Here is a 24,399-nt window from a genome sequence, read left to right on the forward strand (position 1 = left end):
CCGGGGCACGAACCGCTGGACTGGACGCTCGAAACGAAACGAGCCCGCCCACCTTTCGGCACGGTGGGCTCTCCACGGTCCAAAAATTGCTTGGGTTCCCGGACCGGTATAATCCACGTAGCCGAAATGGTTCCGGCAATCAAGCCGGACACCATTTTGGCTTGATCCGCTATCGTTGAAGTGTCAGCCTTGTGTCCGCATCAAGGTTCCGGCATGCTCAACGCCGCCGGAGGAGAAGGTGGTAAGACTTTTTTTGGCCGCGTTGCTATTCATCGGCGCCTATCCGGCGCTGGCTAACGATCAGGCCGACGCTCTATCCGACATTGAGGCCAACTGCAAAGCCGAATGGGCTACCGACGATTCGATGCAGGAGTACTGCATCGGCAGACAGATCGACGCGATCGATGCCGTCGCGAAGATTCATAAATCCTCTCTCAGCGTCGCCGAGAAAGACATGCTCAATCAGTGCCTTTCGCAATGGACAAAGGATTGGAGCATGGTGAATTACTGCTATACAAAGCAGCATGACGCCTACGTTCGGCTCCAGGAAATTGAGCACCGATAGCTGGGGTTTCCCCGCTAGATGGATACGCCTAGGGTGGTGTGGACTCTTAGAATTCCCCTTTTTGATCGGTTCGTGATTCAAGACTGCTTTTTTGGAGCAGCCTTGCGCGTGATGGATCGGTCGGTGTTGAGTGACGCGGCGTGGGAGCGAATGATGCCGCTGGTCATCGGGCGTCCTGATCAGAAGGGATCGGCTCTGAAGCGCCGTTTGACGAGCAGCAACAGGCAGATCAAGGCCGCTCGCACCGTAACAGGTCGATCACTTTCTTCATGTCCTGGATGACGTCTCGGGTTCCGTAAACAGCGCCGACCTCCCGTATTCAGTACGATGAGTGAGATATTGCGAGAATCCGGGTTTTCGGTCTGGCCAATCGCAGCATTGATGTTCATCGCAGCCGGCGCGATTGGCCTGGCATTCGGGCACCTGGAGTTCTTTGCGCATGACCGCTTGCTGAAGCCAATCGCCACCCACTTTGGAAGGCGCAAGGTCGCCGCTGACAATAGCATCCAAACCCTGCCCGCATTGGCGACCTGACAAAGGCGGGCTCGCGGTTAAGCTATCTCGTACGCGCCGTTGAAGAAGCCGAAGGCGTTATTGGCGACGATGGTCACGTTATTGTAGTCGCCGATCAGAACGCCACCGCCCGACGCGATCTCGCCCCGGATGTCCTTGCCTGTGCCCTCGTCGACACCGTATCCGGCGCTTCCACGGACAGGAGGATCCGGGAGATTGATCTGCAAGCTGCCGGTTCCTGAGCCGGCTCCCGGCAACGCCGAGCGCATAACGCCCTTAGAACCTTAGCCCCTTGCTGTCGATGCCAGGGACCTCGGTATAGCCGAGGTCCTTCAACTGCTGCTGCAAGCGCTCGACCGTTTCTTTATCCACAACCACACCGGCAGCAATGAGTGCGGCAGGTTCTGCCGCTGCCGGCCGGCGACTTGTGGCCGGCGTTGGCGGCAACGATTTCATAAACCTTGAAAGGAACGTCATGTCGAACGAATAATGCACCGCGTCTAGCAGCAAACCCTTTGGCTTCTCAGCAGGACGCTTACCGTGGCGATCGTTCTTGTAACGGCCATCATCCAGGTCGAACGCGACTCCGATCACTGATGTCGACATTTCGGCACTTGTGCGACCTCGGGATAAGTTCCCTCGGCTGAGTTCTGCATCTTGACAGCATCTAGCGCGCCCATCGTTCGTGATCGCATGTTTTCAATCAGCTGCGCCACCATCGCCCTTCGCTTCGCGATGCCTGAAGCCAGCGCGCACCACATCATTGAGTTTGCGTTTCGGACCGTGTTGGACGAAGCTGACCACCGCAACGCCGAGATAAGAGGTCGCCAATGATCGATTGCACGTGCCCAGGTTGGTCGGCTTAGGCGAATGCCTTGGGAGCCGGGTGTCGCGCATGTGTCAACGAGTCTGGGCCATTATGGAGCAGTTGGAGATGCAGGGACGCTCGATGCGCGAGAAAGCGGGGATGATCCTGCTGGTATGCCATCACTTAGAGATGAAGGCGGGTGACATCTTGCCGATGAAAACTATCCTACACCTGGCCGCAACAATGTGTGATCTTTGCGCCGAGGAGGTCGCAGAGGGGATTGATCAGGCTTTTGAATACGGTTGGGTTGCTGGAACCAGGAAGGGATCGGCCATGCTGACGGAGGTGGGTCTGAAGCATACCCGGGCCACTGGTTGAGCGATCGCAATATGGGAAAACAATGTGGGACGTCGCCGAAAAGCGATCATATCTGCCGCGAGACGGTCTGCCCTGGCGCGCTTATTTAGTTCAATGTCGGACAGCCTCAGGGCGGGGTAAAACAATGCGTATGCAGGTTGGGCCTGCCGAGCAGGAGGGGACTTCTCGAACAATCTTCTATCGATCTTTGATTGCTGGCGATGTCAGATCCGATCGATGCTGATAGCATCTATGCCGACGGCTCGAGGTACCTTGATGGAATTGACGATCGATGAAACTCCAGGCAGTGATAAACGGACACCGCTGATCGCCGCCGGCTAGCGGTGATAGGGTGGCTTTGCGGTTAGGATCGACCGTTTTGACCATCTATGTGGCGGGGTCGAGCAGAAATTCACTGAAGCCGCCGTGATGCTTGCCTATGTGTCGCACCTGATCGTCCAGTCGACTGGCGTGTGGGTCGTCAGCATTCACCCCAATGGAGAGAACGCGGGGAAGGGATTTGTTCGAGTGCTGGCGATTAGGACCACGCTTTATGGTGGCCAATATCGACAGGGCGAGCACACAATCATCGTGAACCCAAGCTCGAGCCGCGGAGACGTTGTCGCCAAATTGACGGTCGCCGGGTGATTGCGGAGTACAGAGGCGGTGCGATCAAATTCAAGCCAAGCCGGCCAAAAAAGCCGTCTACCAACGGCCTTGCGGAACCGGTAGGGCAACTTATAGTCCGAGCCTGCGAATTGAACGCCAAGTGGCAGTCCTGCCTTATACACCCCAAGTGAGCGGATCAACGTCAAGCTTTCTCCTCGATGCAAGATAGCGGGAATTGAGATCGCGCTTGCCCTTGCTGATGGCGCTATAGTTTGCGTTCCCGGATAGAGCGGATACCTACACTGGCGGTGCAGACTTTATATTATTTTTTTTGAAATCGGTTTGCCGGCTGCAGCAGCTCATCTCGCCCGATAATCCCTACACGACAAGTGTGACTAGGTTGTGGATGGTTGGGGCGCCATCGCTCTCTACAATTCCGCGCGCTATGAGATGCTCGATATGGGCAAGCACCGACAGTCCGGCAGCACCATGCAGCCGCGGATCGGTATCGCGATAGATCGTCTTGACCATGTCCGCAATAGACCGGTCGCCGGCTCTTATCCTCTCCAGGATGGCGCGCTCGCGCATCTTGCGATGCGTCTTCAACCCGCGCATGAAACCGCGCGGTGCTGTCACCGGCCCGCCATGTCCCGGCAGCAGCAGGCGGTCCCCGCGTTCGATCAGCCGGTCCAGCGAGGCCATATAGTCGGCCATCGCCCCATCCGGCGGCGCGACGATAGACGTCGCCCATGCCATGACATGATCGGCCGAAAACAGGATCCCGGTTCCGTCCAGCGCGAATGTCGCGTGATTGGCAGTGTGGCCCGGGGTCAGAACCGTCCTGATCGACCAGCCGTCGCCGTCGACCACCTTGTCGTCGGGCAATGCGATATCGGGAACGAAAGCCGTGTCGGCACTGGCATCGAGCGCATTGGTCTCGCCGATATGCAAGGGTCTTGCGGGGCGATGCGGTCCCTCTGCCACAACGGCGGCGCCGGTGCGCTCCTTCAGCCGGGCCGCCAGCGGGGAATGGTCGCGGTGCGTGTGGCTGACGAAGATATGGCTGACCGGCCGGCCGGCGATCACATCGAGCAGGGTTTGCAGATGCGCCTCGTTATCCGGCCCCGGATCGATCACCGCCAGCGTATCGCGGCCAACGATGTAGCTGTTGGTGCCGTGAAAGGTGAAGGGGCTTGGATTGCGGGCCGTGATGCGCTGGATATCAGGCGCGACACTCACCGCCTGGCCGTAGGCGGGATCGAAGCCGGTTTCGAATTTGAGAGCCATGGCAGGTGCATCGGTGCTTTGTTTGAGGAGGCGGCAAAACCGATTGCCGCATAACACGCAAGCCAATATATAGGAGAACGCGGGGCCGCGAACATGAGATAGCGGCAATCGGATTGGGGAAATACGATGGCAATTGCAACAACGATGCGTCCGCTTGTGTCTCTGGCTTTGCCGCAAAAGGGCGCGGCGCGGCTGGCAACGCAGCTTTTCCTGGCGATCGCCGGAACGCTGCTGCTGACCCTGTCGGCCAAGACCAAGGTGATGCTCGGGCCGGTCGACATTTCGATGCAGACGCTGGCCGTGCTCCTGATCGCCGCCGCCTTCGGCATGCGTCTCGGCGTCGCCACCTTGCTGCTCTACATGGCGGAGGGCGCGATAGGCTTTCCGGTCTTCCAGAGCACCCCGGAAAAGGGTCTCGGCATTGCTTACATGCTCGGCTCTACCGGCGGCTATCTCTTCGGTTTCGTGGTCATGGCGGCGATTGTCGGCTGGGCCGCCGATCGGGGCTGGGACCGCCACCCGATCAAGCTTTTCAACGCGATGCTGGTTGCCGAAGTCGTCATGATGGCCATGGGCTTTGCCTGGCTGGCGCTGCTGATTGGTCCCGAAAAGTCGTGGCAGTTCGGCGTCGTGCCGTTCATCGTCGGCGATCTGATCAAGGTTGCCCTGGCGGCAAGCCTGGTGCCGGCCATGTGGTCGCTGCTGAAGCGCGGCTGAACCCCGGGAGCGATCGAGGACCGGACAGGTGCTTCGGATGAAGGTTCTGGTCACCGGCGCAGCCGGCTTCATAGGCTATCACGTATCGAAGCGCCTGCTGGAGCGCGGCGACGAGGTTGTCGGCATCGACAGCGTCAACAGCTACTACGATCCGCAGATCAAAGAGGCGAGGCTGCGGCTGCTGGAGGAAACGAGCCGCAAGACCAATGCAGGATATCATTTCATCCGCGGCAATCTCGCCGACAAAAGCGTGGTCGACGGCTGCTTTGCCGACCACGCATTCGACCGGGTGATCCATCTCGCCGCCCAGGCTGGGGTTCGTTATAGCCTGGAAAACCCGCATGCCTATGTCGAAAGCAACATTATCGCCTACACCAACATGCTCGAAGCCTGCCGCAGAAGCGCCGTTGCGCATTTGACCTATGCCAGCACCTCGAGTGTCTATGGCGCCAACACCGATATGCCGTTTTCCGAGCACCGGCCGGCCGATCATCCGCTGCAGTTCTACGCTGCGACCAAGCGCGCCAACGAGCTGATGGCGCATAGCTACAGCCATTTGTTCGGGCTGCCGACGACCGGGCTTCGCTTCTTTACGGTGTATGGTCCCTGGGGGCGTCCGGACATGGCGCTTTTCCTGTTCACCAGAAGCATTCTTGCCGGCGAGCCGATCAGGCTGTTCAACAACGGCAACCACACGCGCGACTTCACCTATGTCGATGACATCGCCGAAGGCGTCGTCCGGGCTAGCGATAGCCCGGCTGCCCGCAATGCCGCCTGGGACTCCAACCGCCCCGATCCGGCCACCAGCAGCGCCCCCTGGCGCATCTTCAACATCGGCAACAACAATCCGGTGAAGCTGGCCGCCTATGTCGAGGCACTGGAAAGCGCGCTTGGCAGAAAGGCCATCATCGAACTGCTGCCGCTGCAGGCCGGCGACGTGCCCGATACCTTTGCCGATACATCGGCGCTGGAGCAGGCGGTCGGCTACCGCCCGACGACGACGGTGGCGGAGGGGGTCGGGCGGTTTGTGGATTGGTACCAGGCGTATTTTGGACTGACCTAGCTGAGGTCACATCTCGGCGCGAAATAGTCCGGCCGTTTGTCCAGCGCCGAGATTGACAAGCCATTGCATGGAACCTAAGCACGAGCAGTTTATGTCAGGGCTGGGGGTTTCGGCATGTCAAGGAGAACTTCTTGAAAGGAATTATCCTTGCTGGAGGCAGCGGGACGCGGCTCTATCCGCTAACGTTGGCAGTCTCTAAACAAATCCTTCCGATATATGACAAGCCGATGATCTATTATCCGCTGAGCGTTTTGATGCTCGCGGGTATCCGTGAAATTTTGATCATTTCGACGCCGCGGGATCTGCCGGTTTTCCGCGAGTTGCTTGGCGACGGATCGAACTTCGGGCTTGAGCTGTCCTATGCCGAGCAACCGCAACCTAACGGACTCGCGGAAGCCTTCATCATCGGCCGTGACTTCATCGGCAAGGACAGCGTGTCGATGATCCTGGGCGACAACATCTATTTCGGCGAAGGCCTGTCGCAGCTCTGCCGTGCAGCGGCATCGCGCGAAAAGGGGGCTTCGGTGTTCGCCTATCATGTCGAGGATCCCCAACGCTATGGTGTCGTTTCCTTCGACAAGGTCACCGGAACCGCTCTGACAATCGAGGAAAAGCCAGCCCAGCCGAAATCCAACTGGGCTGTCACCGGTCTCTATTTCTACGACAACGATGTCGTTGACATCGCCCCCGCGATCCGCCCGTCGGCGCGTGGCGAACTCGAGATCACGGCGGTCAATAACGTCTATCTCGATCGTGGCCAGCTGCATGTGCACCGGTTGGGGCGCGGTTACGCCTGGCTCGACACCGGTACCCACGACAGCCTGCACGAAGCGTCCTCCTTCGTGCGCACGATCGAACATCGCCAGGGCATCAAGGTTGCCTGCCCGGAGGAAATCGCCTTCGAACAGGGTTGGCTGACGGCGGACGATGTCCTCCGGCGCGCCACCCGCCTGGGAAAGAACGAGTATGCAGCCTATCTGCGCCGGCGTGTCGTCGAGCGGTTGGAGGAGTAAATGCTGGAGGTCAGGCCCCTTGGCATCGAAGGCGTGCTGGAAATCATTCCGAAACGACATGGCGACGCCCGCGGTTTCTTTGTCGAAACCTATCATGCCGAACGCTTTTCGCAGGCCGGCATAGACTTGCGTTTCGTACAGGACAATCAGTCTTATTCCGCTGCGGCGGGCGTCCTGCGCGGGCTTCACTACCAGCTTGCGCCGCGAGCTCAGGACAAGCTGCTGCGTGTCACCCGGGGTGCGCTGCTGGACGTAGCAGTCGACATTCGCCGTAGCTCGCCAACCTTCGGAAAATGGGTTGCGCTCGAAATTACCGCTGAAAAGGGCAACCAGATTCTGGTGCCAAAGGGCTTTGCGCATGGCTTCGTGACGCTCGTGCCGGACACCGAAGTCTTGTACAAGGTGACTGATACCTATTCGCCCGAACACGACCGCTCGATCCGTTTCGACGATCCTGCCATCGGCATCGACTGGCCGTCATTGGCTGGCGGGTTCCAGCTTTCGGACAAGGATCTCAAGGCGCCGGTGTTGGCCGCCGCCGAGGTGTTTGCTTGATGGGTTGTATGAGGACAGCAGCATGAATTTTCTAGTGACAGGCGGTGCCGGCTTCATCGGCTCGGCGGTGTGCCGGCATCTGTGCGCCAACCCGGCCTATCGCGTGACCAATCTCGACAAGCTTACCTATGCGGGCAATCTGGCCTCGCTGCGGCCGATCGAGAATGCACACAATTACCGTTTTGCTCATGCCGATATCTGCGACGAGAGGGCGGTGCTCGAGATTCTGCATCGGGACGAAATCGACATCGTCATGAACCTTGCTGCCGAAAGCCATGTCGACCGCTCGATCGACGGACCCGGCGCCTTCATCGAGACCAACATCGTCGGCACCTACAAGGTTCTGAATGCCACCCTGGAATATTGGCGCGGCCTTCCGGACGACAAGAAAAACCGCTTCCGCTTCCATCATGTCTCGACCGACGAAGTGTTCGGCGATCTTCCTTTCGACGGCGGTCTGTTCGTTGAGGAAACACCTTACGCGCCGTCTTCGCCCTATTCCGCCTCGAAGGCGGCCTCGGACCATCTGGTGCGGGCCTGGCACGAAACCTACGGCCTGCCGGTTGTGCTTTCCAATTGTTCGAACAATTATGGACCGTATCACTTTCCCGAAAAGCTCATCCCGCTGGTCATCCTCAACGCGCTCGACGAAAAGCCGCTGCCGGTCTATGGCGCCGGCGCCAATGTGCGCGACTGGCTGTTCGTCGAGGACCATGCGCGCGCGCTGGAACTGGTCGCCACCAAAGGCACGCCAGGCGAGAGCTACAATGTCGGCGGCAATTCGGAGCGGACGAACCTGGGCGTCGTCGAGACGATCTGCGATCTGCTCGACATCAGGCGTCCTCGGGCCGGCGGCAAGAGTTATCGCGATCTGATCTCTTTCGTCACCGATCGTCCGGGCCATGACCGCCGCTATGCCATCGACGCATCGAAAATAGGCCGGGATCTCGGCTGGGCGCCCAACGAGAACTTCGACAGCGGCCTGGCGAGAACCGTGGACTGGTTCCTGGACAACAAATGGTGGTGGGGGCCGATCCGCGAAGAGCGCTATGCCGGTGAGAGATTGGGTGAAGCGCGCAAGGGGGCCGCGTGAGGCTGGTTGTCACCGGACGCGAAGGCCAGGTCGCGGCAAGCCTTCTGGAGGCAGGCCAGAAGCGCGCCGGCGTGGAAGTCATCGCCATTGGCCGTCCGGAGCTCGACCTGGCAAACCCCGACACGGTCATCGACGCCATTGCGGCCGCGAAACCGGATATCGTCGTGTCGGCTGCCGCTTACACCGCCGTGGATCGGGCCGAGGATGAGCCCGACCTGGCTTTTGCGGTGAACGCTGTCGGCGCCGGCAAGGTGGCCGAAGCCGCAGCGCAGCTTGACATTCCCGTCATCCATCTTTCGACCGACTATGTCTTCGATGGCAGCGCTTCTGGTGCCTATATCGAAACCGACGCAACCGCACCGCAAAGCGTCTATGGTGCCTCCAAGCTCGCCGGCGAACAGGCGGTGGCAGCCGCCAATCCGCGCCATCTGATCCTGCGTACGGCATGGGTCTACAGCCCGTTCGGCAAGAATTTCGTCAAGACCGTGCTGCGGCTTGCCGCCGCCAGGGATGAGATCGCTGTAGTGGCCGATCAGTGGGGAAATCCCACCTCCGCGCTTGATATCGCCGACGCAATCCTGCATGCCGTGGCGATGCTGCATGGCAACAAGAACTTCGGCGCGTTTGGCGTGTTTCATCTGGCCGGTTCGGGCGAGACCAACTGGAGCGGCTTTGCCCGCCATATCCTGGACACAAGCCGCGTGTTGGGTGGTCCTTGGGCGCGGGTGCGCGATATTGCTACGATCGACTACCCGACCAAGGCGCGACGCCCCGCCAATTCGAAGCTATCGAGCGCGAAATTCGTCTCCACCTTCGACTGGGATGCGACGGACTGGCGCGCTTCCTTTGAGAAGGTAATAGACCGCCTTGTAGGCAGCATACCGAAATGAAAGAATGCGAGGAACAAGTGCGGCTCAAATCAGCTCCGATTGCCTGATGCAACAGTTTCATGCTTTCCCCTCGGAAATGGTTCGCAGCTTCTGTCGCAATCGTTCTCTCATCGGAGCTTCAATCAAGCGCGAAATCGTTGGGCGTTATCGAGGATCATTGCTTGGAATACTTTGGTCTTTTTTTAACCCGCTTCTGATGTTGGGAATATATACTTTCGTGTTTGGTTCGATTCTCAAGGCTCGCTGGACGGTTGAAGGCGGATCCGGTATGGAATTTGCCCTTGTCCTTTTCGCAGGATTGATGACGTTCAATGTTTTTGCGGAGTCCATAAACCGGGCGCCAACTTTAATTGTTTCCAATCCAAACTACGTGAAGAAGGTCGTTTTCCCGCTAGAGATCTTGCCGTTCGTCATCATTGGATCAGCGGTGTTTCATCTCTTGATTAGCCTCGGAGTTTGGCTTCTGGCTTATGCTTTTTTTTACGGCGTGCCTCCGGCAACGGTGCTCTACTTCCCGCTGGTACTCTTACCCTTTTTGATTTTCATACTGGGTTTGAGTTGGATGCTCGCGTCGCTGGGGGTTTTTTTACGTGACGTCTCGCAGTTCATAGGTATCGTCACCACTGCGATGATGTTCCTGTCGCCCGTGTTCTACCCTGCGAGCGCGCTACCGCAAGGCTATCGTCCCTTGCTCTACCTGAACCCGCTGACGCCTGCGATCGAGTATTCTCGTGACGTACTCTACTGGGACAAACAGCCGGATTTCACGCTCCTGACCATTTATCTGGTGGCAGCCGTATTGTTTGCTTGGCTCGGCTTCGCTTGGTTCCAGAAGACGCGGAAGGGATTTGCCGATGTCCTCTGATATCTCCGTCAACGTCCAGAATCTGAGTAAATGTTATCAGATTTATGACCGCCCCCGTGATCGTCTTAAACAATTTGTGGTGCCTCGCCTGCAGCGCCAAGTCGGTATGCAACCGCAGCAATATTTTCGCGAGTTTTGGGCGCTCAAAGACGTGACACTGGAGGTCAGGAAGGGCGAAACGGTCGGCATTATAGGTCGCAACGGCAGCGGAAAATCGACGCTGCTGCAGATGATTTGCGGCACTCTTAATCCAACCAGTGGCGAGGTCCACACTACCGGAAGAGTCGCGGCCCTCTTGGAACTTGGCTCTGGTTTCAATCCGGAGTTCACGGGTCGTGAGAACGTACATATGAACGCCGCGATAGTAGGTTTAAGCCCGGATGAGATTGAGGCCCGCTTCGATGACATTGCCGCTTTTGCGGACATTGGCGGTTTTCTTGAGCAGCCCGTAAAAAGCTATTCGAGCGGGATGGTCGTGCGGTTGGCATTCGCTGTCCAGGCCATGATCAACCCTGATATCCTCGTGGTGGACGAGGCCCTGGCTGTCGGTGACGAGAAGTTCCAGCGCAAATGCTTCACGCGGCTAGAGGAATTGAAGGCCAGAGGAACATCAATCCTATTTGTGTCACATTCAGCGCCTAGCATCATCGAACTGTGTGACCGGGCGCTAGTGCTCGATCGAGGCGCGCGGATCATGTACACATCGCCTCAGCAGGCCATACGTGCATATCAGAAGATAATCTATGCACCGGACAAGGACTACCAGCATCTTGTCCAGAGCTATGTGGCGGCCGATCAAAGCGGCGAGGCACCAGCCATCGAGCGCGATTTTCCTCGGGCCGTAGAGACGTCCGAAAAGGCCGCAGCCGAAAACGCCGCAATATTCGATCCCGGTCTCATTCCGGAAACGACCTCGGTCTACCCGATTCAGGGCGCGGAGATCGAAAACATTAGCATATTGGACGAGAACAATAATGCTGTGAACGTCCTGAACGCAGGATCCGTCTACCAGTTTGAGATATCTGGAAAGTTTATCGACAATTTTTCTGGCGTGTACTTCGGGATGCACATTCGCAATGTATCAGGAGCGGTTATCACAGGGCAGAAGTATCCCGAAGATGGCAACTTCATCAGGGCCGTTCAGGGCGGGAGCGCGTTCACGGTCAGGTTCTCGTTCAACATGAGCCTGATCCCTGGTGTGTATTTTGTCGGCGCGGGCGTATGGTCTGCCGAGGAGCCAACCTGCGCCCATCGAATAATGGACGCGATCATGTTTCGTGTCTCGGCGGTCGGAAAGCCTATTTCGTTTGGGTATGTAAATTTGAGCGCGAGTGAACCTCGCCTTGAAATGGTATAAGCCAAATATGACAGATCGTGCGTTACTTGCGGTCGGAGACTCGCATTTGGAGGCACTTAAGTTGGCGGCCGAGCTAAATCTTGTGGATGTGACAGCGAGTGATTTTTGTATAGTTCCTGGTGCGACAGTGATCGGACTCAGAAATCCAAATTCGTCAACGGACGCGGTCAATCTCTTCAAATCGTTCCTCAGACCGGCCCCGGTAAGCTATTTTGATATCAGCAGGGCAGTGCTGGACCGCTCATCACACGTCGTCCACGAATTCCTCAGAAATTCAGATCCTCGGGACCATCACCTTGATGATTTGAAAACGGTCGTAATCTGGGCTGAAAAGTGCAGCGCATACATGGTCGGTGACCTGTGATGTGTCCGCAGAATGACAAGGGCAAGAACAACAAATTGCGCCTAGAACATCTCGAACGTTTGGCTGCCGAAGGGCATACGCTGGTTCATCATCTGCAATGGAACAGCTACCTGTCGAACCGGTACAAGATATTGTACGTCAGTACGCCCAAAGTCGCCTGCACGTCTCTCAAGTGGTGGTTCGCGTCTTTGGAGGGGTATGCACAAGCGTTGCATAGCATTGCGGATAGCGAGGAGAGCGATCCCGCTCTCGTTGTCCACGAGTCCCACAAGGTGGCGCCGCACGTCACTGGTTTGAAGCTGGATAATTTGTCAGAGGCGCTGTCCTCGGAATCTTACTTTCGGTTCGCCGTCGTTCGAAATCCTTACGAGCGGCTATTTTCTGCTTGGCAGTCAAAGCTTTTGCTCCGGGAGCCGCGCCAAGCGCGGTTCTATACTAACACCGAGTTCTTCCACTATCCTGTGAATGACGAGCGCGATATTGCCCCGGCATTCGAGGCATTTCTTGAGCATCTCGCAGCCAACGAAGCTCCGTCTTACTGGGATCATCATTGGATGCCCCAGGCAGATTTGCTGCGTCCTGATCTGATCAATTATTCGCTGATTGCAAAGATCGAGCAGGCGTCGGAGTTAAGCAAAGCATTGGTCAGCTGGATTGGCCAATACGCTCCGGATCCCTTTGGCGTTCGACGGGCCAATGAGAGCCTTATTCCCTACCTCCCCGCTTTTTTGACACCCCGAAGCGCTGAACTGGTTGCCAGTCTATATAGCGCAGATTTCGACATCTTCGGTTATGAACGAGTACCCCCCTCTCAACGGAAGGCGTTTTCCTCCGAGCAATTGGATGTCGCCCTTCAGGCCATTGGCCTCATTCGAGGGCGTCATCAGGAGTTGAATCAGCGCGCCATCAGGATAAGCACACTTGGAACGGCGTTTGCTGCGCGCGAGGGAGAGATTGTCGATCTCAAGCAGACGCTTAGCGAGCTGAACGGCCAAATTGCGGGGCTTAATTTAGCGGCTGACGAACGCCTGGCGGAAATCTCTGACCTCAATCAGACCGTTGCCCATCGTGACCACCAAATCGCCAGCCTGAGCGAGGCGGTTGGCGAGAAGAATGACCTGATTGCCGATCTCAATCAGACCGTTGCCGATCGCGCCCGGCAAGTTGCCAACCTGAGCGAGGCGGTTTGCGAGAAGAATGACCTGATTGCCGATCTCAATCAGACCGTTGCCGATCGCGCCCGGCAAGTTGCCAGCCTGAGCGAGGCGGTTGACGAGAAGGATCATCTTCTCACCGATCTCAGCCGAACGGTCGGTCAGCGAGACAGTGAGATTGCTGGCCTGCACGACGTTATTGGCCAGCGGGACTCCATCAAAAGAGACGGAGAGATTCTTGTGCTTCGGCAAAGGCGCGCAAAGAGGTATTGGAAACATCTGTTTTCTGCGATGCGTGGACGCGTCTCCAAGTCACCTGTCAGCATTATTGGGGGGAGCTCGCTGTTCGACGCGGACTATTATCGATCCGTTTATCCAGACTTGCGGGATGTCGACCTCGATCTCGCAACTCACTATTTGATCCACGGTTGGAGAGAGCTCCGAAATCCATCACCGCTGTTCAACACAGCGCAATATCTGTCCGACAACCCCGATGTGGCGAGGGCAGGCGTCAACCCGCTCATTCACTATCTCATGTACGGCAAACGGGAGGGCCGGGCACCAGCGCCGGTCGCTGTCGCCGAGACTGAGCCTGACAATACACCGGTAGCAGCGGACCACGGCTCTCAGCTACCTGTGTGCCGGACGACGCTGTCGAGTGAACAACTTGCCGCGGAGGTCGAGGCCATCCAGGAGTCAGGACTGTTTGACGAGCCCTTTTACATGTCTATGTACGCCGACCTGATGATCTCCCCCGACGCGGCAATTAGGCATTACTGCGAGCGCGGCTGGCAGGAGGGAAGGAATCCGTCCGACGAATTCGACACCCAATTTTATCTCGCTACTTATCCCGATATTCGCAATTCGGGCCTGAATCCTTTCTGGCACTACGTCACGGCTGGATGGACGGAGAACAGGCATGCTTTGCCGGATTTGGCCACCCGCTACGAGGACGACATCTGGTTCGGAGCAATCGAGAGCGATATTAAGCCGCTGGCTTTCTATTCGACACCAGTTTGGGATGGTTTGCGAGGAGGGCAGCCAGCCTTCAAAGGGCATGCCTATCCCTTGTATCCTGGAACCGAGCTTGGTTATTACGCCCCAGCTGATTGGCACGTGCTGAAGCGTCATGCGCAAATGGCTAGGCATCACGGCATCCAGGGCTTTGTTTTTGATCTCGATATTGCCAACTGCGGAACGGGGTCACTTCCGATTGAGCACATACTGGCTCACGACGATATCGAGATTGGATTCTGTCTCCAGTTAGAGTTCTCGCCGGACGTTCCGATGGCGCAACTTGCGAAAACGCTCGCTTCGGCTTTCTCAGATCGCCGGCAGATTCTTGTCGAAGGCCGGCCCATCATAGTGGCCACAGCCGCAGACGCTGATTCTCTCCTCGGCATGCGTCTGGCTGAACTGCGACAACTGGTTGTTGACGAAGGCATGCCGAACCCGTTCGTGATCGGTCGGTTAGCTGGTTGCGACGACGAGATGACGTTGACCAGTTCCTTTGATGCCATGCTCAATGTGCCAAGACCGGAAGAGAGCGGCGCATTCTCGCCCGTGGACAAAAATGGGACCAACACGGTTCCGTATAGCGTGGTCGCATCGCATGGTGTCGCTCGAGCTGAACAAGATCGAGATGCCGCCTTTCCGATCTACCATGCGGTAACTACTGGGCACGATGACACGCCCCAGGGTTCAGAGCACCCGCTGGTCTACACGCGGTTTTCCATCGGCGATTATCGCCGCTGGCTCGATGCCGTCATCGACATGACAAGAGCTTCGCACACGGCCGACCGGCGACTGCTGTTTTTGAATGCCTGGAATAATTGGAGTTCAGGTAGCGTCCTTGAACCTGATAAGGCAGGAGGCTTTGCGCGCCTGAACGAAACGGCGCGCGCGCTCGTCAAGCTGGGGCCAGCGCTGCGTATGCCCAAGGTATCCGTTATTGTGCCAAATTATAATCATGAGCGATTTCTACGCCGTCGCCTCGACAGCATCTATCAACAGACTTACAGGAACATAGAAGTAATTCTGATGGATGATTGCTCTTCTGACCAGAGCCAGTCGATCTTGGAAGAGTATTACATGAAAAATCCTGAAATAACGAGGAAGATTTTTAATAACGAGAATTCCGGAGGACCTTTTCACCAGTGGGCCAAGGGTCTGAAGTGGGCTACCGGCAATTTGGTCTGGATTGCTGAAAGTGACGACTTCTGCGATGAGAAGTTTCTCGAAGTTCTAGTGCGCTGCTTTGATGATGAAGCAGTGATGCTGGCGTACGGCGAATCAATTTTTGTTGACAGAGCGGGAGCGCCTCTCGCCAATAACTTCCACAATTACTTGGATGATCTAAAGTCCCCGCAAAAGTGGGGTAGACCATACGTGGAGACAGCTCACAATGAGGTGAAAACGGTTCTGGGAATTAAGAATACAATTCCCAATGCAAGTGGTGCGATCTTCAGGCGACCGATAAGCATGCCATTGTTGACGGACGAGACTTGGCTATCCATGCGTGTCGCTGGAGATTGGGTGTTCTATCTGCATCTCATTCGCGGCGGAAAGATTGCCTTTACACCTAAAGCTGTCAACTTCTTCCGCCGATATCAGGGAAGCACCGCCGAGCTTACTTATAGAAGCGAGCGATTCTATCGCGAAGTTGGCCTTGCGAGTCGTGCAGTTGCGGCCTTGTATGACGTGCCGTGGAGTGTCTTAGAGCGCTGCCGCAATGGATACGAGGCCGTTTATTGGACAATGGTCGGTCGGAGCGCTTATGAGTTTGAAAGCTGGTACAACTACGGAACAGTTGTGCAGGCGCGCGATAGTCGTCTGCCGAATATTATGGTCTCCACCATGGGCTTCTTTCCGGGTGGGGCCGTAAATATTGCCTATCAGAATGGCGAATGAGTTCAAACGCCAAGGCCATTCTGTTCTTCTCCTCAGTGCCAATCTGAACCCACGTGAGGACGGCGTTCGCCGAATGTTGCGAAATGACGTACCGCTTGTCGAAGCCTCCGAAGTAGGAGACGCCGGGGTGCTCATCAACGATTTTGGCATCGAAGCGCTGAATACCCATCAATGGCACATACAGAAGTATCCAATGACGGTTCCTAACGTGTTTGACGGACTGCGCACACACGTCGCGTCCCTGCATGGCATGATTGAACATGGGGAAGCATTTGAGGTCACTGAAAAGCAACTCAGTAGTGCGGACCGGAAAGTCACTACCTGGGTCTATACCGCCGACAAGAATCTTGGGCCTTTCGTCAAGTTGGGGCTTTACGACAACGATCCAACCAAATTCATAAAGATACCCAACGGCATGCAGCCGCCGACCATATCGCCAATAGATCGTACGCAACTCAATATCCCAGCGGAGGCCTTCGTACTCTGCTGCGTCAGCCGCGCGATTCCCGACAAGGGCTGGGCTGAAGCGATCTCCGCAGTGGAAAAAGCACGCGCCAACTCGGGGCAGGATATTCGGCTTATCCTCGTCGGCAATGGCCGTGTGTATGACGAATATTGCCATAACGGTGTGCCCGATTTTGTGTACCTTGCCGGATTTAGCGAGAATTCCGTTGGATACTATGCCGCTTCGGATGCGGGCATTATGCTAACCAAGTTCAAATCCGAGAGCTTTCCTCTGACAGTCGTTGACTGCCTATTCGCTGGCAAACCCTATATCGCGACCGATGTCGGGGAGATCAGAAACATGTTGTCGATCGAGGACTCGATTGCCGGGTCCGTTATCGAACTCGATAACTGGGAGGTACCGGTAGATCAGGCGGCAGCGGCCATCGCCAGATTGGCTTCGGATCATGAGGTATACCGATCTGCGTTAGCATGCGTCGAGAAGCTCGCCAATCGATATAGGATCGACGTCGTTGCGTCTCAATATGTCAGGCTTTTCGAAGCAGGCCGCAACAATCGTCGGTTAGGTGACAGAACCGGCGAGAAATTTGATTAACATGACAGCTAGTACGGGGCGTATCACTGAGTGGCTAAAGATCCCAGGCCGGATCCTGTTGGTTGTGAGAGCTTTGCTTGAAGCTGTCCGGCCTGCACTGGATTTTTACCGCGGATCGTGGCGCATTGCCGTGCGTCGTGTCGTTGGTGTCTTCATGCGGGAGGGGTTCGGCGGCATTGTTCGTCGCGCGCATATCCTGGTTGGCAGGTCGGTGGGGTACGGCAATGAGCAGTTTTCGCCCGCTCTCATCTATGGAAAATTGCATCCTCTCGCGCCGGATTTCCGGCCGCTTGTGTCGATTATCGTCCCCAACTACAACCATGCGCCGTATTTACGAGAGCGACTGGAGACGATCTATCAGCAGACCTATCAAAATATCGAGGTGATCTTGCTCGATGATTGCTCCAGCGATGAGAGCGTCACAATTCTGCGAGAGTTTGCCAGCCGCTATCCCGAAAGAACCCGCTGCCGGTTCAATAGCAAAAATTCAGGCGGTGTATTCAAGCAATGGAAGAGAGGCCTCGAACTGGCTGCGGGAGATCTGGTCTGGATCGCCGAGAGCGACGACTATTGTTCGGAAAGTTTTCTAGAGGAACTGGTGCGCAGTTTTCAGAACCCAGGCGTCATGCTGGCATTCAGTCGCAGTGAGTTTGTGCGCGGCGTTCCCGCCGAGACCATTTGGACGACATCGGAGTATTTGCGCGATCTGGGTCCAGATATTTGGGGGCAGCCCTTTATCCGGTCAGCCCATGCCATGGTCGTGGGCGGCTGGGCAATCAAGAATATCGTCCCCAATGTCAGCTCCGCCTTGTTCCGACATCCTGGTCAACTGACGCTCTTTAACGACCCAGAATGGCGCGGTTTGCGCCTATGCGGCGACTGGATATTTTACATCTCCATCATACGCGGCGGATTGGTGGCTTATAGTCCACACGCTACAAATTATTACCGGCAGCATTCAAAGAATACGTCCGTGGATGCCCAGAAGGATGATAATTACTATGCAGAGCATGAGATCGTCGCGCGACACATTGCTACTCTCTATCACGTAGAACGCGACGTTCTCGATATGCAGGAGCGACATCTCTACCGCCATTGGTGCAGCCAGCGAGGGGATGATCGGCCAACCGATTTTCAGCGGCTTTATAGCCCAGATCGCGCGTGGCGACTGAGGACCGAAAGGCTTCCCAATTTGGCTATGGCTGTCTACGCCTTTACGGCGGGGGGCGGAGAAACCTTTCCTATCATGTTGGCCAACCTGCTCAAGCAAAAGGGCTATCCGATAACCCTGTTCAACTGTCGCGAGCAACCAACTCAGCAGGGTGTTCGTGGCATGCTGTCGCCAACCATCCCTATACTCGAGCTGGACCGGTGGGAGCACGCTGCTGCAGCCTTTTCGGATATGGGCATCGAATTAGTGCACTCGCACCATGCCTGGGTGGACGTCTCCTTGGCCACACTACTCCTAGGTTATCCCGCCATACGGCACCTCGTCACTACGCATGGCATGTATGAAATGATGACATCTGAACAGTTGGAGAGCCTGATGCCAGTATTGCAGCGGCGCATTGATCGGATTGTCTATACTGCGGAGAAAAACTTAAAGGCCTTCTCCCCCGAGTTTCGCCAAGACAAAGGCTTCCATCGAATAGACAATGCGCTACCGGCGAAGCATATCTCGCCGATATCGCGCGCCGAACTGTCGCTATCGCCGGAGGACTTCGTCTTCTGCTGTGTTGCGCGGGCGATTCCAGACAAAGGATGGGAAGAAGCAATTCGGGCGGCAATATGGGCCAACGCGCAGTCAGGGCGCCGAATCCGGCTCCTGTTGATTGGGGAAGGGCCGGAAGCCGATCGGCTGCGCCCGCAATACGACAATGAGTGTGTCCGGTTCATCGGGTTCCGCCCGAATATAAGGGACTATTTTGCGGCAGCCGACATTGGCTTGCTGCCGTCCCGATTCAAGGGCGAAAGCGCTCCACTGGTGCTGATCGACTGCCTGTTGTCTGGAAAGCCAGTGCTCGCCAGCGATGTGGGCGAAATTCGGTCAATGCTCGACTCCCCGGCAGGGCTTGCCGGCGAAGTATTCGAACTGAGCGATTGGCAGATTGACGTTCCTGCTCTGGGGGAAATAATGCGCCGGCTTGCCAATGATGACCATGTTTATAAGGAAATTTTAGATCGTGTTCCGGTTGCTGCTGTCAAATTTGAAATGTCCCGCATGTTGCTGGAATATGAAGACATTTATCGCAACATTTTGCGTAGTTCTAGCGGTGGCAACTTTCACGATGAATCGGAAATTGTTGGAGAAGCCTTGTGAGTCGAGCAGACTACGTTGAACCAGGCACGTTCAAACGGTGCCTCGTCCTAGGTGGACGTGGTTTCATCGGCTCTCACTTGGTTGAAGCACTACTCTCGCGCGGATACGCGGTTCGTTGCTTATATCGCCCACGCGGAGTCCTCCTTAATGAGAGGCGTCCGGTGCATCCTAATCTCGAAATTCTAGAGGGGGACTTCAGTAACATCGCTGACGTCGCCCGGGCGTTGCAAGATTGTGAAATTTGCTTTCATTTGATTTCGACCACCTTACCGAAATCGTCGAACGCCGATCCGATGTTCGATATCGAAAGTAACGTCGTCGGCACAGTGCGTCTTCTGACCCGCGCAGTTCAGTCTGGAGTTAAGAAGATCATTTTTGTGTCGTCGGGTGGCACAGTCTATGGTGTGCCTCAACAAACTCCGATTCTGGAGACGCATCCTACGGATCCCATAGTCCCGTACGGAATTACGAAACTCGCGATAGAGAAGTATCTACACCTGTTCCATTTTCTCCATGGTCTAGATTATACAGTTTTGCGATTAGCCAATCCCTTCGGTGATGGGCAGCGCGTTAATAACAGCCAAGGCGCCGTCGCAGTATTCCTCGGAAAAGTTTTGCGTGGCGAACCTGTTGAGATCTGGGGGAATGGTTCGGTTGTTCGTGACTATATTTACATTGAGGACGTCATTAGCGCATTGTTGGCCGCTATGGATGACGCCGGCGGAAAGCGCGTTTTTAATATCGGATCAGGCCAAGGGCATAGCTTGAACCAAGTGCTCGACGCAATAGAAATAGCAACTGGCCGCTCGGCAAATCGAACCTACCTGCCCGGCCGTGCCTTTGACGTCCCCGTTAGCGTGCTAAGCATAGAGAAGGCAAGCCAATTTCTAGGTTGGACACCGAAAGTGAGTTTCGAGGAGGGCCTCAAAAGATTCGCAATCTGGGTATCGGATCATGAAAGAGAAACTAATGGTCCTTGAAATAGGCAAATTGCCGCAGTGCGTTTTTTCGCGCATTGAGCAAACTATCTTTTCTCAGCACGCGGGAAAGCAAGACACTGGCGGCGAGCATAGGGCGGGGGAGCAAAACAGAAACGTCAGATATAGATTGATTTTTCCAACATCGCCAATCTTGATGGTTCGAATGGCGCCTGCAAGCTAACGTTACCAGTACGCCTCTCCGGGGTCATAAGCGCAGCAGCGAAACCGCCCCATATCTGGCCTTTGAGGTCGGGTCGGTCGAAAAGAACGCCGGGGACAAAATCCAGATCGAGTTCGTGCAGGTAAGGGCTATCCGACCAAGGGGCGTCGATGATGCCTTTGCGGACATCTGGGTTGCAGCTATCGTGCAAGAGAATGATGGTGGGCCGCGTCTTTGGGATATACCGCAAGCAAGTCGCAATGTCGGCCTTTACACCGTCTTCTGAATGGTCGCCATCAATCAATATGAAATTGATCTCCCTGTCGGACGCATTTATGCGGTCGATTACAGGCAGAAGCGTTACAGATGAATTACCGGTGACGAACTCGACATTCGGCAATCCAGGGAAAGACCTGTCATCAATGTCAAATGAATAGACCTGACGGCTTGCGGCGGAAATTGGACGCAAACTACCACCGAGGAAAGTGCCGATCTCAATGCTGATGTCGGGCTGAAACCGGCTCAGCACATACATCAAGGCAACTCGCTCGCTGAGCTGCATGTGCCAGTCTTTGTTCATGGCGGGGTCGAACAATGTATTCTCAAGTGATCCAGTCACGAGTCATCCCTTTTCACTGCGGTACAACGTTCGAATATCACGAAACCCCGACCGAGAGGAACTGCCATGGACCGCACTTTCGCGAGCCAGCTCGCAAAACCCCAAAGCCCTTGCCCGACGTGACACTGAGGAGCATATATACGCCATCGCCTGGTGCCGGCTCTTCCGAGGACAGTCAGTGATTAACTGGATCAACAATTCTTCTTTTGAAATCGACGGCTACCGGCTCACGCTCGACTGGGCTGCGGGGGGGAGTAAGCGGGCTTCTTCTGATCGCGATTTTACGATGATGAAGGGGCGCGACTTTATCGACCACTACACCAAAATGGTGAACACCGGGATCGAGAAGGTCCTGGAGGTCGGCGTGTATCAAGGTGGCTCTGTCGTCTTTCTGGACAAGCTTCTGCGCCCAAAGAAGTTCTGCGCCATCGAATTATCGGAACAGGCGATTCCGGCGCTCGACAAGTATGCCCGGAACTCAGGCGATCGGGTGAATATCTACTACGGCACGTCCCAGGACAATGCGCAGGCGATCGAGAAAATCATCAGGCAGGATTTCGATGGCCAGGTCGACTTCGTCGTCGACGACGCGTCGCATTGGTACGAATATTCCAAGGCCACATTTATGGCCGTATTCCCCCATGTGAAGCCCGGCGGCTATTATTTCATCGAAGACTGGTCTTGGAGCTTTCAGCCGGATTTTCAAAAACCATCGAATGGCTGGTTTAACCAAAACTCGCTCGCAAATCTCGCGATCGACCTTATGGAAGACATGGTCAATTCCGATGCGATCGATAGCATCGAAGTCGTTCGTCAGATGATAAAGGTTAGGCGCAGTAGCGCGCCAAGCCGGCCAGTGTTCGAGACGACTGCGCGCCGGTCACGTCAAACGAACCTCCTCTAACCCACCTACCGCTGCCGGCATTGAGTGGGCGCCGCTAGCGTAACTCGGTACCGTGGACAGTTTGCCTGAAACCGCGCCGTCGAAGGAACCGCGTGCCACAGTTGGGCCGACGTTTGGCAGTCTTTGCCAGACGTTCCGTGGGGGCAGCCTGCTCGTTCTCCTCCTTGTCGGCCGCCTCGATCTGCTCGGCTTCCTCAAGCCCCAGCAGTAGCTGATCCTCGGGGAGCGTCTCAGCTTCGGCCGAAGCGGTGGCGCTGCAATTCCTTGATGATCTGGATAAGATGGCGTTCTCGACGTCGCGCGCCGGGACCATCGCCTTCAGAGCGCCCGGATCGTCGGGAGGCGGGTCAGCCGTCATCGCCATGACCGGATCAGACCATATTCGCAGACAGCCCGCGACAGCGGAATCCAGGCTGATTCACTTCGTCGCGGGTCAGCCCGCCTGGGCTGGAACGCGGGTCCGGTGCGCCTCGTGGACCCGCCGCCAGTCCAGCCCTTCCAATACCCCGGACAGTTGCACGGTCGTCAGCCGCATCACGCCGTCCTGTACTTTCGGCCAGCGGAACTCGCAGTCCTCCAGACGCTTGGCATAGAGGCAGACGCCGGTGCCATCCCAGAAGATCAGCTTGATCCGGTCCGTCTGTTTCGCCCAGAAGACGTAAACCGCGCCGCTGAACAGATCGGCGCCCATCGTCTCGCGCACCAGCGCCGCTAGCCCCTCCGCTCCTTTCCGAAGTCGACTGGCCTTGTCGCCACCATGACCTTGACCGCACCTGTCGGCCCAATCACGTCGTCACCTTCAGCGCTCGGATCACTGCGGTCACGGTCTTCGCATCCGCACCCGGGCCAACGCGCATGGCGATGCTCTCGATCTCAAGCTCGATCACGCCCGCGGCGCGGGTGGCTTTCCGTTTGCGCTGCTTCGATGGATGCCTGGCTACAGATTCCGGCGCCACAACCGCCGGCTCGAAGGCAGGAGAATCCTGCTGCGCCGAAGCAGCCTGTTTGCGCGCTTCGCGCCGCCAGGCGAAGATCTGCTACGGCCTGAGGCCACACCGGCGGGCACCTCGGAAATGATTGCGTTCGGCTCCAGCGTTTCCGCGATGATCCGCGCTCTGTCATTCCATCGACCACTGACACCGATCGCCAGCACCGTTGATCGCCTCGAAACGTCGAGGGTTGCCGCTCCGGGTCAAACGCGTAAGTCAAGTCCAGACACAAGCCGATCTCCGATCGCAATGCAGAGCCGGCAACCTCACAGATCGCGACCACTCCCGAAAGGTGGTCCCGAAACACCGCTTACATTTGACCGGCTGGTCCATTTGTTCAAGCAGTCGGCGGGTAAGGCCAGCCAAGCGGAAATCAAGTGTATCTCTACGACGCTCTTCAGCCTTGATTCGCTCAAGAATTTAAGATTGACAACCAGGCTGCCGTATCTCAGGTCAGGGAATGACCATTTCTAAGAACGTTGCGATTATATCTGAACTCGCGCACCTTTCCAGCCGCGTCGACATATGGGCGTCGTGCGTCAACAAAATCGATGCACGTACGCTTCTAGAACTTGGAGTTTGGAGGGGCGAGTTCGCCGAGAGCTTATTGAAGGCCTGCCCGGCGATTGAACGGTTTTATCTGATCGACCCTTGGCGGAATCTGGACACGTGGAATAAGCCATGGAATGTAACCGATGAAACATTCCGGCTGGTTTATGAAGAAGCATTGAACCGAACGCGGATCGGAGGCGACCGGTGTGTTAGTTTGCGCGGAACCACGATGGAGGTCATAGACGAAATTCCAGATGGTTCGTTAGATTTCGCTTATGTGGATGGTGATCATACGCTGCGTGGAATTTCCATCGATCTGATTAAAGCATACCCCAAAGTTCGCCCGGGGGGTATCCTCGGTGGTGACGACTATACTCCGACGATCTGGCAGCATAGCGAGGAGTTTGAACCGTCTCTCGTGTGCCCATTCGCAGCGTACTTTGCTGAAAGTCAAAACGCTCCGTTGATTATACTGCCATTCAGCCAGTTTGCCATCCTCAAGCCGCTGGAGGGTGAGATGAGCACCTTTCAAGTGATCGACACGACAGGGACCTACGGCTCTCGGAATCTGATTTCGCAGGTCAAGAGGCGGGAAAGTCAAACGTAGGTCGACTCTGCCCTACCAACGAGATTACTCTTCGTCCCAGATATGCTGTGGTGAAGCGTGACGAGCATCGGCATCGACTGCGTCGTCT

24 protein-coding genes and 2 pseudogenes are annotated in these 24,399 nt (G+C 56.2%); 19 read left to right on the forward strand and 7 right to left on the reverse strand.

Translation table 11 applies throughout. The annotated features are described in order from the left end of the window. Positions 1–238: 238 nt before the first annotated feature. The 3 genes and pseudogenes from BPNPMPFG_RS31855 (at position 239) to BPNPMPFG_RS31865 (ending at position 1,099) form a co-directional block, all read left to right on the forward strand. Entirely contained in the window at positions 239–565 is a 327-nt protein-coding gene (locus tag BPNPMPFG_RS31855; protein WP_258592501.1) for a hypothetical protein, read from the forward strand. A gap of 111 nt (positions 566–676) precedes the next feature. Continuing rightward, a pseudogene (locus BPNPMPFG_RS31860) lies at positions 677–757 on the forward strand (IS5/IS1182 family transposase); the annotation flags it as partial. Positions 758–946: 189 nt separating this feature from the next. Then, positions 947–1,099: a hypothetical protein gene (locus BPNPMPFG_RS31865; RefSeq protein WP_258592502.1), complete on the forward strand. Its 153-nt coding sequence runs from the start codon at positions 947–949 to the stop codon at positions 1,097–1,099. 17 nt (positions 1,100–1,116) lie between these two features. Here the strand turns inward: BPNPMPFG_RS31865 and BPNPMPFG_RS31870 are convergent, their stop codons facing one another. Both BPNPMPFG_RS31870 and BPNPMPFG_RS31875 read right to left on the reverse strand, forming a co-directional pair. Continuing rightward, on the reverse strand, positions 1,117–1,305 hold the full coding sequence (locus BPNPMPFG_RS31870) for a hypothetical protein (protein ID WP_258592503.1): 189 nt from the start codon (positions 1,303–1,305) through the stop codon (positions 1,117–1,119). 49 nt (positions 1,306–1,354) lie between these two features. Then, positions 1,355–1,684: a hypothetical protein gene (locus BPNPMPFG_RS31875; protein WP_258592504.1), complete on the reverse strand. Its 330-nt coding sequence runs from the start codon at positions 1,682–1,684 to the stop codon at positions 1,355–1,357. Positions 1,685–1,997: 313 nt separating this feature from the next. Here BPNPMPFG_RS31875 and BPNPMPFG_RS31880 point away from each other — a divergent pair, with 313 nt between their 5' ends. Then, positions 1,998–2,264 carry a hypothetical protein gene (locus tag BPNPMPFG_RS31880; RefSeq protein ID WP_258592505.1) on the forward strand — a complete coding sequence of 89 codons (267 nt, stop codon included), beginning with the start codon at positions 1,998–2,000 and terminating at the stop codon, positions 2,262–2,264. Between the two features lie 408 nt (positions 2,265–2,672). Beyond that, entirely contained in the window at positions 2,673–2,891 is a 219-nt protein-coding gene (locus BPNPMPFG_RS31885; protein WP_258592506.1) for a hypothetical protein, read from the forward strand. Positions 2,892–3,230: 339 nt separating this feature from the next. On the opposite strand, the gene BPNPMPFG_RS31890 is transcribed toward BPNPMPFG_RS31885, so the two are convergent. Beyond that, positions 3,231–4,139, reverse strand: a complete 909-nt coding sequence (locus BPNPMPFG_RS31890; RefSeq protein ID WP_258592507.1) for an MBL fold metallo-hydrolase — start codon at positions 4,137–4,139, stop codon at positions 3,231–3,233. Between the two features lie 126 nt (positions 4,140–4,265). Between BPNPMPFG_RS31890 and BPNPMPFG_RS31895 the strand changes: the two genes are divergently transcribed. From BPNPMPFG_RS31895 to BPNPMPFG_RS31950, 12 genes are all read left to right on the forward strand, one after another. Next, complete coding sequence (locus BPNPMPFG_RS31895; RefSeq protein WP_258592508.1) at positions 4,266–4,856, forward strand: biotin transporter BioY; 591 nt, start codon at positions 4,266–4,268, stop codon at positions 4,854–4,856. Positions 4,857–4,893: 37 nt separating this feature from the next. Further along, the gene (locus BPNPMPFG_RS31900; protein ID WP_258592509.1) at positions 4,894–5,919 is read left to right on the forward strand and encodes an NAD-dependent epimerase; all 1,026 of its coding nucleotides are present in this window, start codon (positions 4,894–4,896) and stop codon (positions 5,917–5,919) included. A 131-nt stretch (positions 5,920–6,050) separates the two neighbouring features. After that, positions 6,051–6,932: a glucose-1-phosphate thymidylyltransferase RfbA gene (rfbA, locus tag BPNPMPFG_RS31905; protein ID WP_111542366.1), complete on the forward strand. Its 882-nt coding sequence runs from the start codon at positions 6,051–6,053 to the stop codon at positions 6,930–6,932. Then, entirely contained in the window at positions 6,933–7,487 is a 555-nt protein-coding gene (gene rfbC / locus BPNPMPFG_RS31910; RefSeq protein WP_258592510.1) for a dTDP-4-dehydrorhamnose 3,5-epimerase, read from the forward strand. A 22-nt stretch (positions 7,488–7,509) separates the two neighbouring features. Further along, positions 7,510–8,580, forward strand: a complete 1,071-nt coding sequence (gene rfbB, locus BPNPMPFG_RS31915) for a dTDP-glucose 4,6-dehydratase (protein ID WP_258592511.1) — start codon at positions 7,510–7,512, stop codon at positions 8,578–8,580. Further along, positions 8,577–9,470 (forward strand): dTDP-4-dehydrorhamnose reductase, encoded by an 894-nt coding sequence (gene rfbD / locus BPNPMPFG_RS31920; RefSeq protein WP_258592512.1) that lies wholly within the window; start codon positions 8,577–8,579, stop codon positions 9,468–9,470. The genes rfbB and rfbD overlap by 4 nt, the downstream gene beginning before the upstream one ends. Positions 9,471–9,516: 46 nt before the next feature. Then, on the forward strand, positions 9,517–10,335 hold the full coding sequence (locus tag BPNPMPFG_RS31925) for an ABC transporter permease (protein ID WP_258592513.1): 819 nt from the start codon (positions 9,517–9,519) through the stop codon (positions 10,333–10,335). Next, a complete protein-coding gene (locus BPNPMPFG_RS31930; protein WP_258592514.1) occupies positions 10,325–11,692 on the forward strand; it encodes an ABC transporter ATP-binding protein in 1,368 nt (455 codons plus the stop codon). Before BPNPMPFG_RS31925 ends, BPNPMPFG_RS31930 begins: the two co-directional genes overlap by 11 nt. 363 nt (positions 11,693–12,055) lie before the next feature. After that, complete coding sequence (locus BPNPMPFG_RS31935; protein ID WP_258592515.1) at positions 12,056–16,120, forward strand: glycoside hydrolase family 99-like domain-containing protein; 4,065 nt, start codon at positions 12,056–12,058, stop codon at positions 16,118–16,120. Next, entirely contained in the window at positions 16,110–17,180 is a 1,071-nt protein-coding gene (locus BPNPMPFG_RS31940) for a glycosyltransferase family 4 protein (protein ID WP_258592516.1), read from the forward strand. The genes BPNPMPFG_RS31935 and BPNPMPFG_RS31940 overlap by 11 nt, the downstream gene beginning before the upstream one ends. A 73-nt stretch (positions 17,181–17,253) precedes the next feature. Beyond that, the gene (locus BPNPMPFG_RS31945; protein WP_258592517.1) at positions 17,254–19,500 is read left to right on the forward strand and encodes a glycosyltransferase; all 2,247 of its coding nucleotides are present in this window, start codon (positions 17,254–17,256) and stop codon (positions 19,498–19,500) included. Continuing rightward, positions 19,497–20,480, forward strand: a complete 984-nt coding sequence (locus BPNPMPFG_RS31950; RefSeq protein ID WP_258592518.1) for an NAD-dependent epimerase/dehydratase family protein — start codon at positions 19,497–19,499, stop codon at positions 20,478–20,480. Before BPNPMPFG_RS31945 ends, BPNPMPFG_RS31950 begins: the two co-directional genes overlap by 4 nt. A gap of 116 nt (positions 20,481–20,596) precedes the next feature. On the opposite strand, the gene BPNPMPFG_RS31955 is transcribed toward BPNPMPFG_RS31950, so the two are convergent. After that, positions 20,597–21,220 (reverse strand): class I SAM-dependent methyltransferase, encoded by a 624-nt coding sequence (locus BPNPMPFG_RS31955; RefSeq protein ID WP_258592519.1) that lies wholly within the window; start codon positions 21,218–21,220, stop codon positions 20,597–20,599. A 217-nt stretch (positions 21,221–21,437) separates the two neighbouring features. Here BPNPMPFG_RS31955 and BPNPMPFG_RS31960 point away from each other — a divergent pair, with 217 nt between their 5' ends. Further along, positions 21,438–22,163: a class I SAM-dependent methyltransferase gene (locus tag BPNPMPFG_RS31960; RefSeq protein WP_258592520.1), complete on the forward strand. Its 726-nt coding sequence runs from the start codon at positions 21,438–21,440 to the stop codon at positions 22,161–22,163. 94 nt (positions 22,164–22,257) lie between these two features. On the opposite strand, the pseudogene BPNPMPFG_RS31965 reads toward BPNPMPFG_RS31960, so the two are convergent. From BPNPMPFG_RS31965 to BPNPMPFG_RS31975, 3 genes and pseudogenes are all read right to left on the reverse strand, one after another. Next, positions 22,258–22,527, reverse strand: a pseudogene (locus BPNPMPFG_RS31965) (transposase domain-containing protein); the annotation flags it as partial. 69 nt (positions 22,528–22,596) lie between these two features. Next, positions 22,597–22,866, reverse strand: coding sequence for an IS66 family insertion sequence element accessory protein TnpB (gene tnpB, locus BPNPMPFG_RS31970; RefSeq protein WP_258592521.1), 270 nt, complete (start codon positions 22,864–22,866; stop codon positions 22,597–22,599). A gap of 82 nt (positions 22,867–22,948) precedes the next feature. Beyond that, positions 22,949–23,119 carry a hypothetical protein gene (locus BPNPMPFG_RS31975; protein ID WP_258592522.1) on the reverse strand — a complete coding sequence of 57 codons (171 nt, stop codon included), beginning with the start codon at positions 23,117–23,119 and terminating at the stop codon, positions 22,949–22,951. Positions 23,120–23,612: 493 nt separating this feature from the next. Here BPNPMPFG_RS31975 and BPNPMPFG_RS31980 point away from each other — a divergent pair, with 493 nt between their 5' ends. Then, on the forward strand, positions 23,613–24,311 hold the full coding sequence (locus BPNPMPFG_RS31980) for a class I SAM-dependent methyltransferase (protein ID WP_258592523.1): 699 nt from the start codon (positions 23,613–23,615) through the stop codon (positions 24,309–24,311). The last annotated feature ends 88 nt before the right edge of the window (positions 24,312–24,399 follow it).

The organism is Mesorhizobium sp. AR07 (assembly GCF_024746815.1).
Lineage (GTDB): Bacteria > Pseudomonadota > Alphaproteobacteria > Rhizobiales > Rhizobiaceae > Mesorhizobium.

Coding starts and splice junctions, on each gene's coding strand:
- BPNPMPFG_RS31865 (WP_258592502.1), top strand. CDS start 947: ATGTTCATCGCAGCCGGCGCGATTGGCCTGGCATTCGGGCACCTGGAG.
- BPNPMPFG_RS31875 (WP_258592504.1), bottom strand. CDS start 1,684: ATGTCGACATCAGTGATCGGAGTCGCGTTCGACCTGGATGATGGCCGT.
- BPNPMPFG_RS31880 (WP_258592505.1), top strand. CDS start 1,998: ATGGAGCAGTTGGAGATGCAGGGACGCTCGATGCGCGAGAAAGCGGGG.
- BPNPMPFG_RS31885 (WP_258592506.1), top strand. CDS start 2,673: ATGCTTGCCTATGTGTCGCACCTGATCGTCCAGTCGACTGGCGTGTGG.
- BPNPMPFG_RS31890 (WP_258592507.1), bottom strand. CDS start 4,139: ATGGCTCTCAAATTCGAAACCGGCTTCGATCCCGCCTACGGCCAGGCG.
- BPNPMPFG_RS31895 (WP_258592508.1), top strand. CDS start 4,266: ATGGCAATTGCAACAACGATGCGTCCGCTTGTGTCTCTGGCTTTGCCG.
- BPNPMPFG_RS31900 (WP_258592509.1), top strand. CDS start 4,894: ATGAAGGTTCTGGTCACCGGCGCAGCCGGCTTCATAGGCTATCACGTA.
- rfbC (WP_258592510.1), top strand. CDS start 6,933: ATGCTGGAGGTCAGGCCCCTTGGCATCGAAGGCGTGCTGGAAATCATT.
- rfbB (WP_258592511.1), top strand. CDS start 7,510: ATGAATTTTCTAGTGACAGGCGGTGCCGGCTTCATCGGCTCGGCGGTG.
- BPNPMPFG_RS31925 (WP_258592513.1), top strand. CDS start 9,517: ATGCAACAGTTTCATGCTTTCCCCTCGGAAATGGTTCGCAGCTTCTGT.
- BPNPMPFG_RS31930 (WP_258592514.1), top strand. CDS start 10,325: ATGTCCTCTGATATCTCCGTCAACGTCCAGAATCTGAGTAAATGTTAT.
- BPNPMPFG_RS31935 (WP_258592515.1), top strand. CDS start 12,056: ATGTGTCCGCAGAATGACAAGGGCAAGAACAACAAATTGCGCCTAGAA.
- BPNPMPFG_RS31940 (WP_258592516.1), top strand. CDS start 16,110: ATGGCGAATGAGTTCAAACGCCAAGGCCATTCTGTTCTTCTCCTCAGT.
- BPNPMPFG_RS31955 (WP_258592519.1), bottom strand. CDS start 21,220: ATGAACAAAGACTGGCACATGCAGCTCAGCGAGCGAGTTGCCTTGATG.
- BPNPMPFG_RS31980 (WP_258592523.1), top strand. CDS start 23,613: ATGACCATTTCTAAGAACGTTGCGATTATATCTGAACTCGCGCACCTT.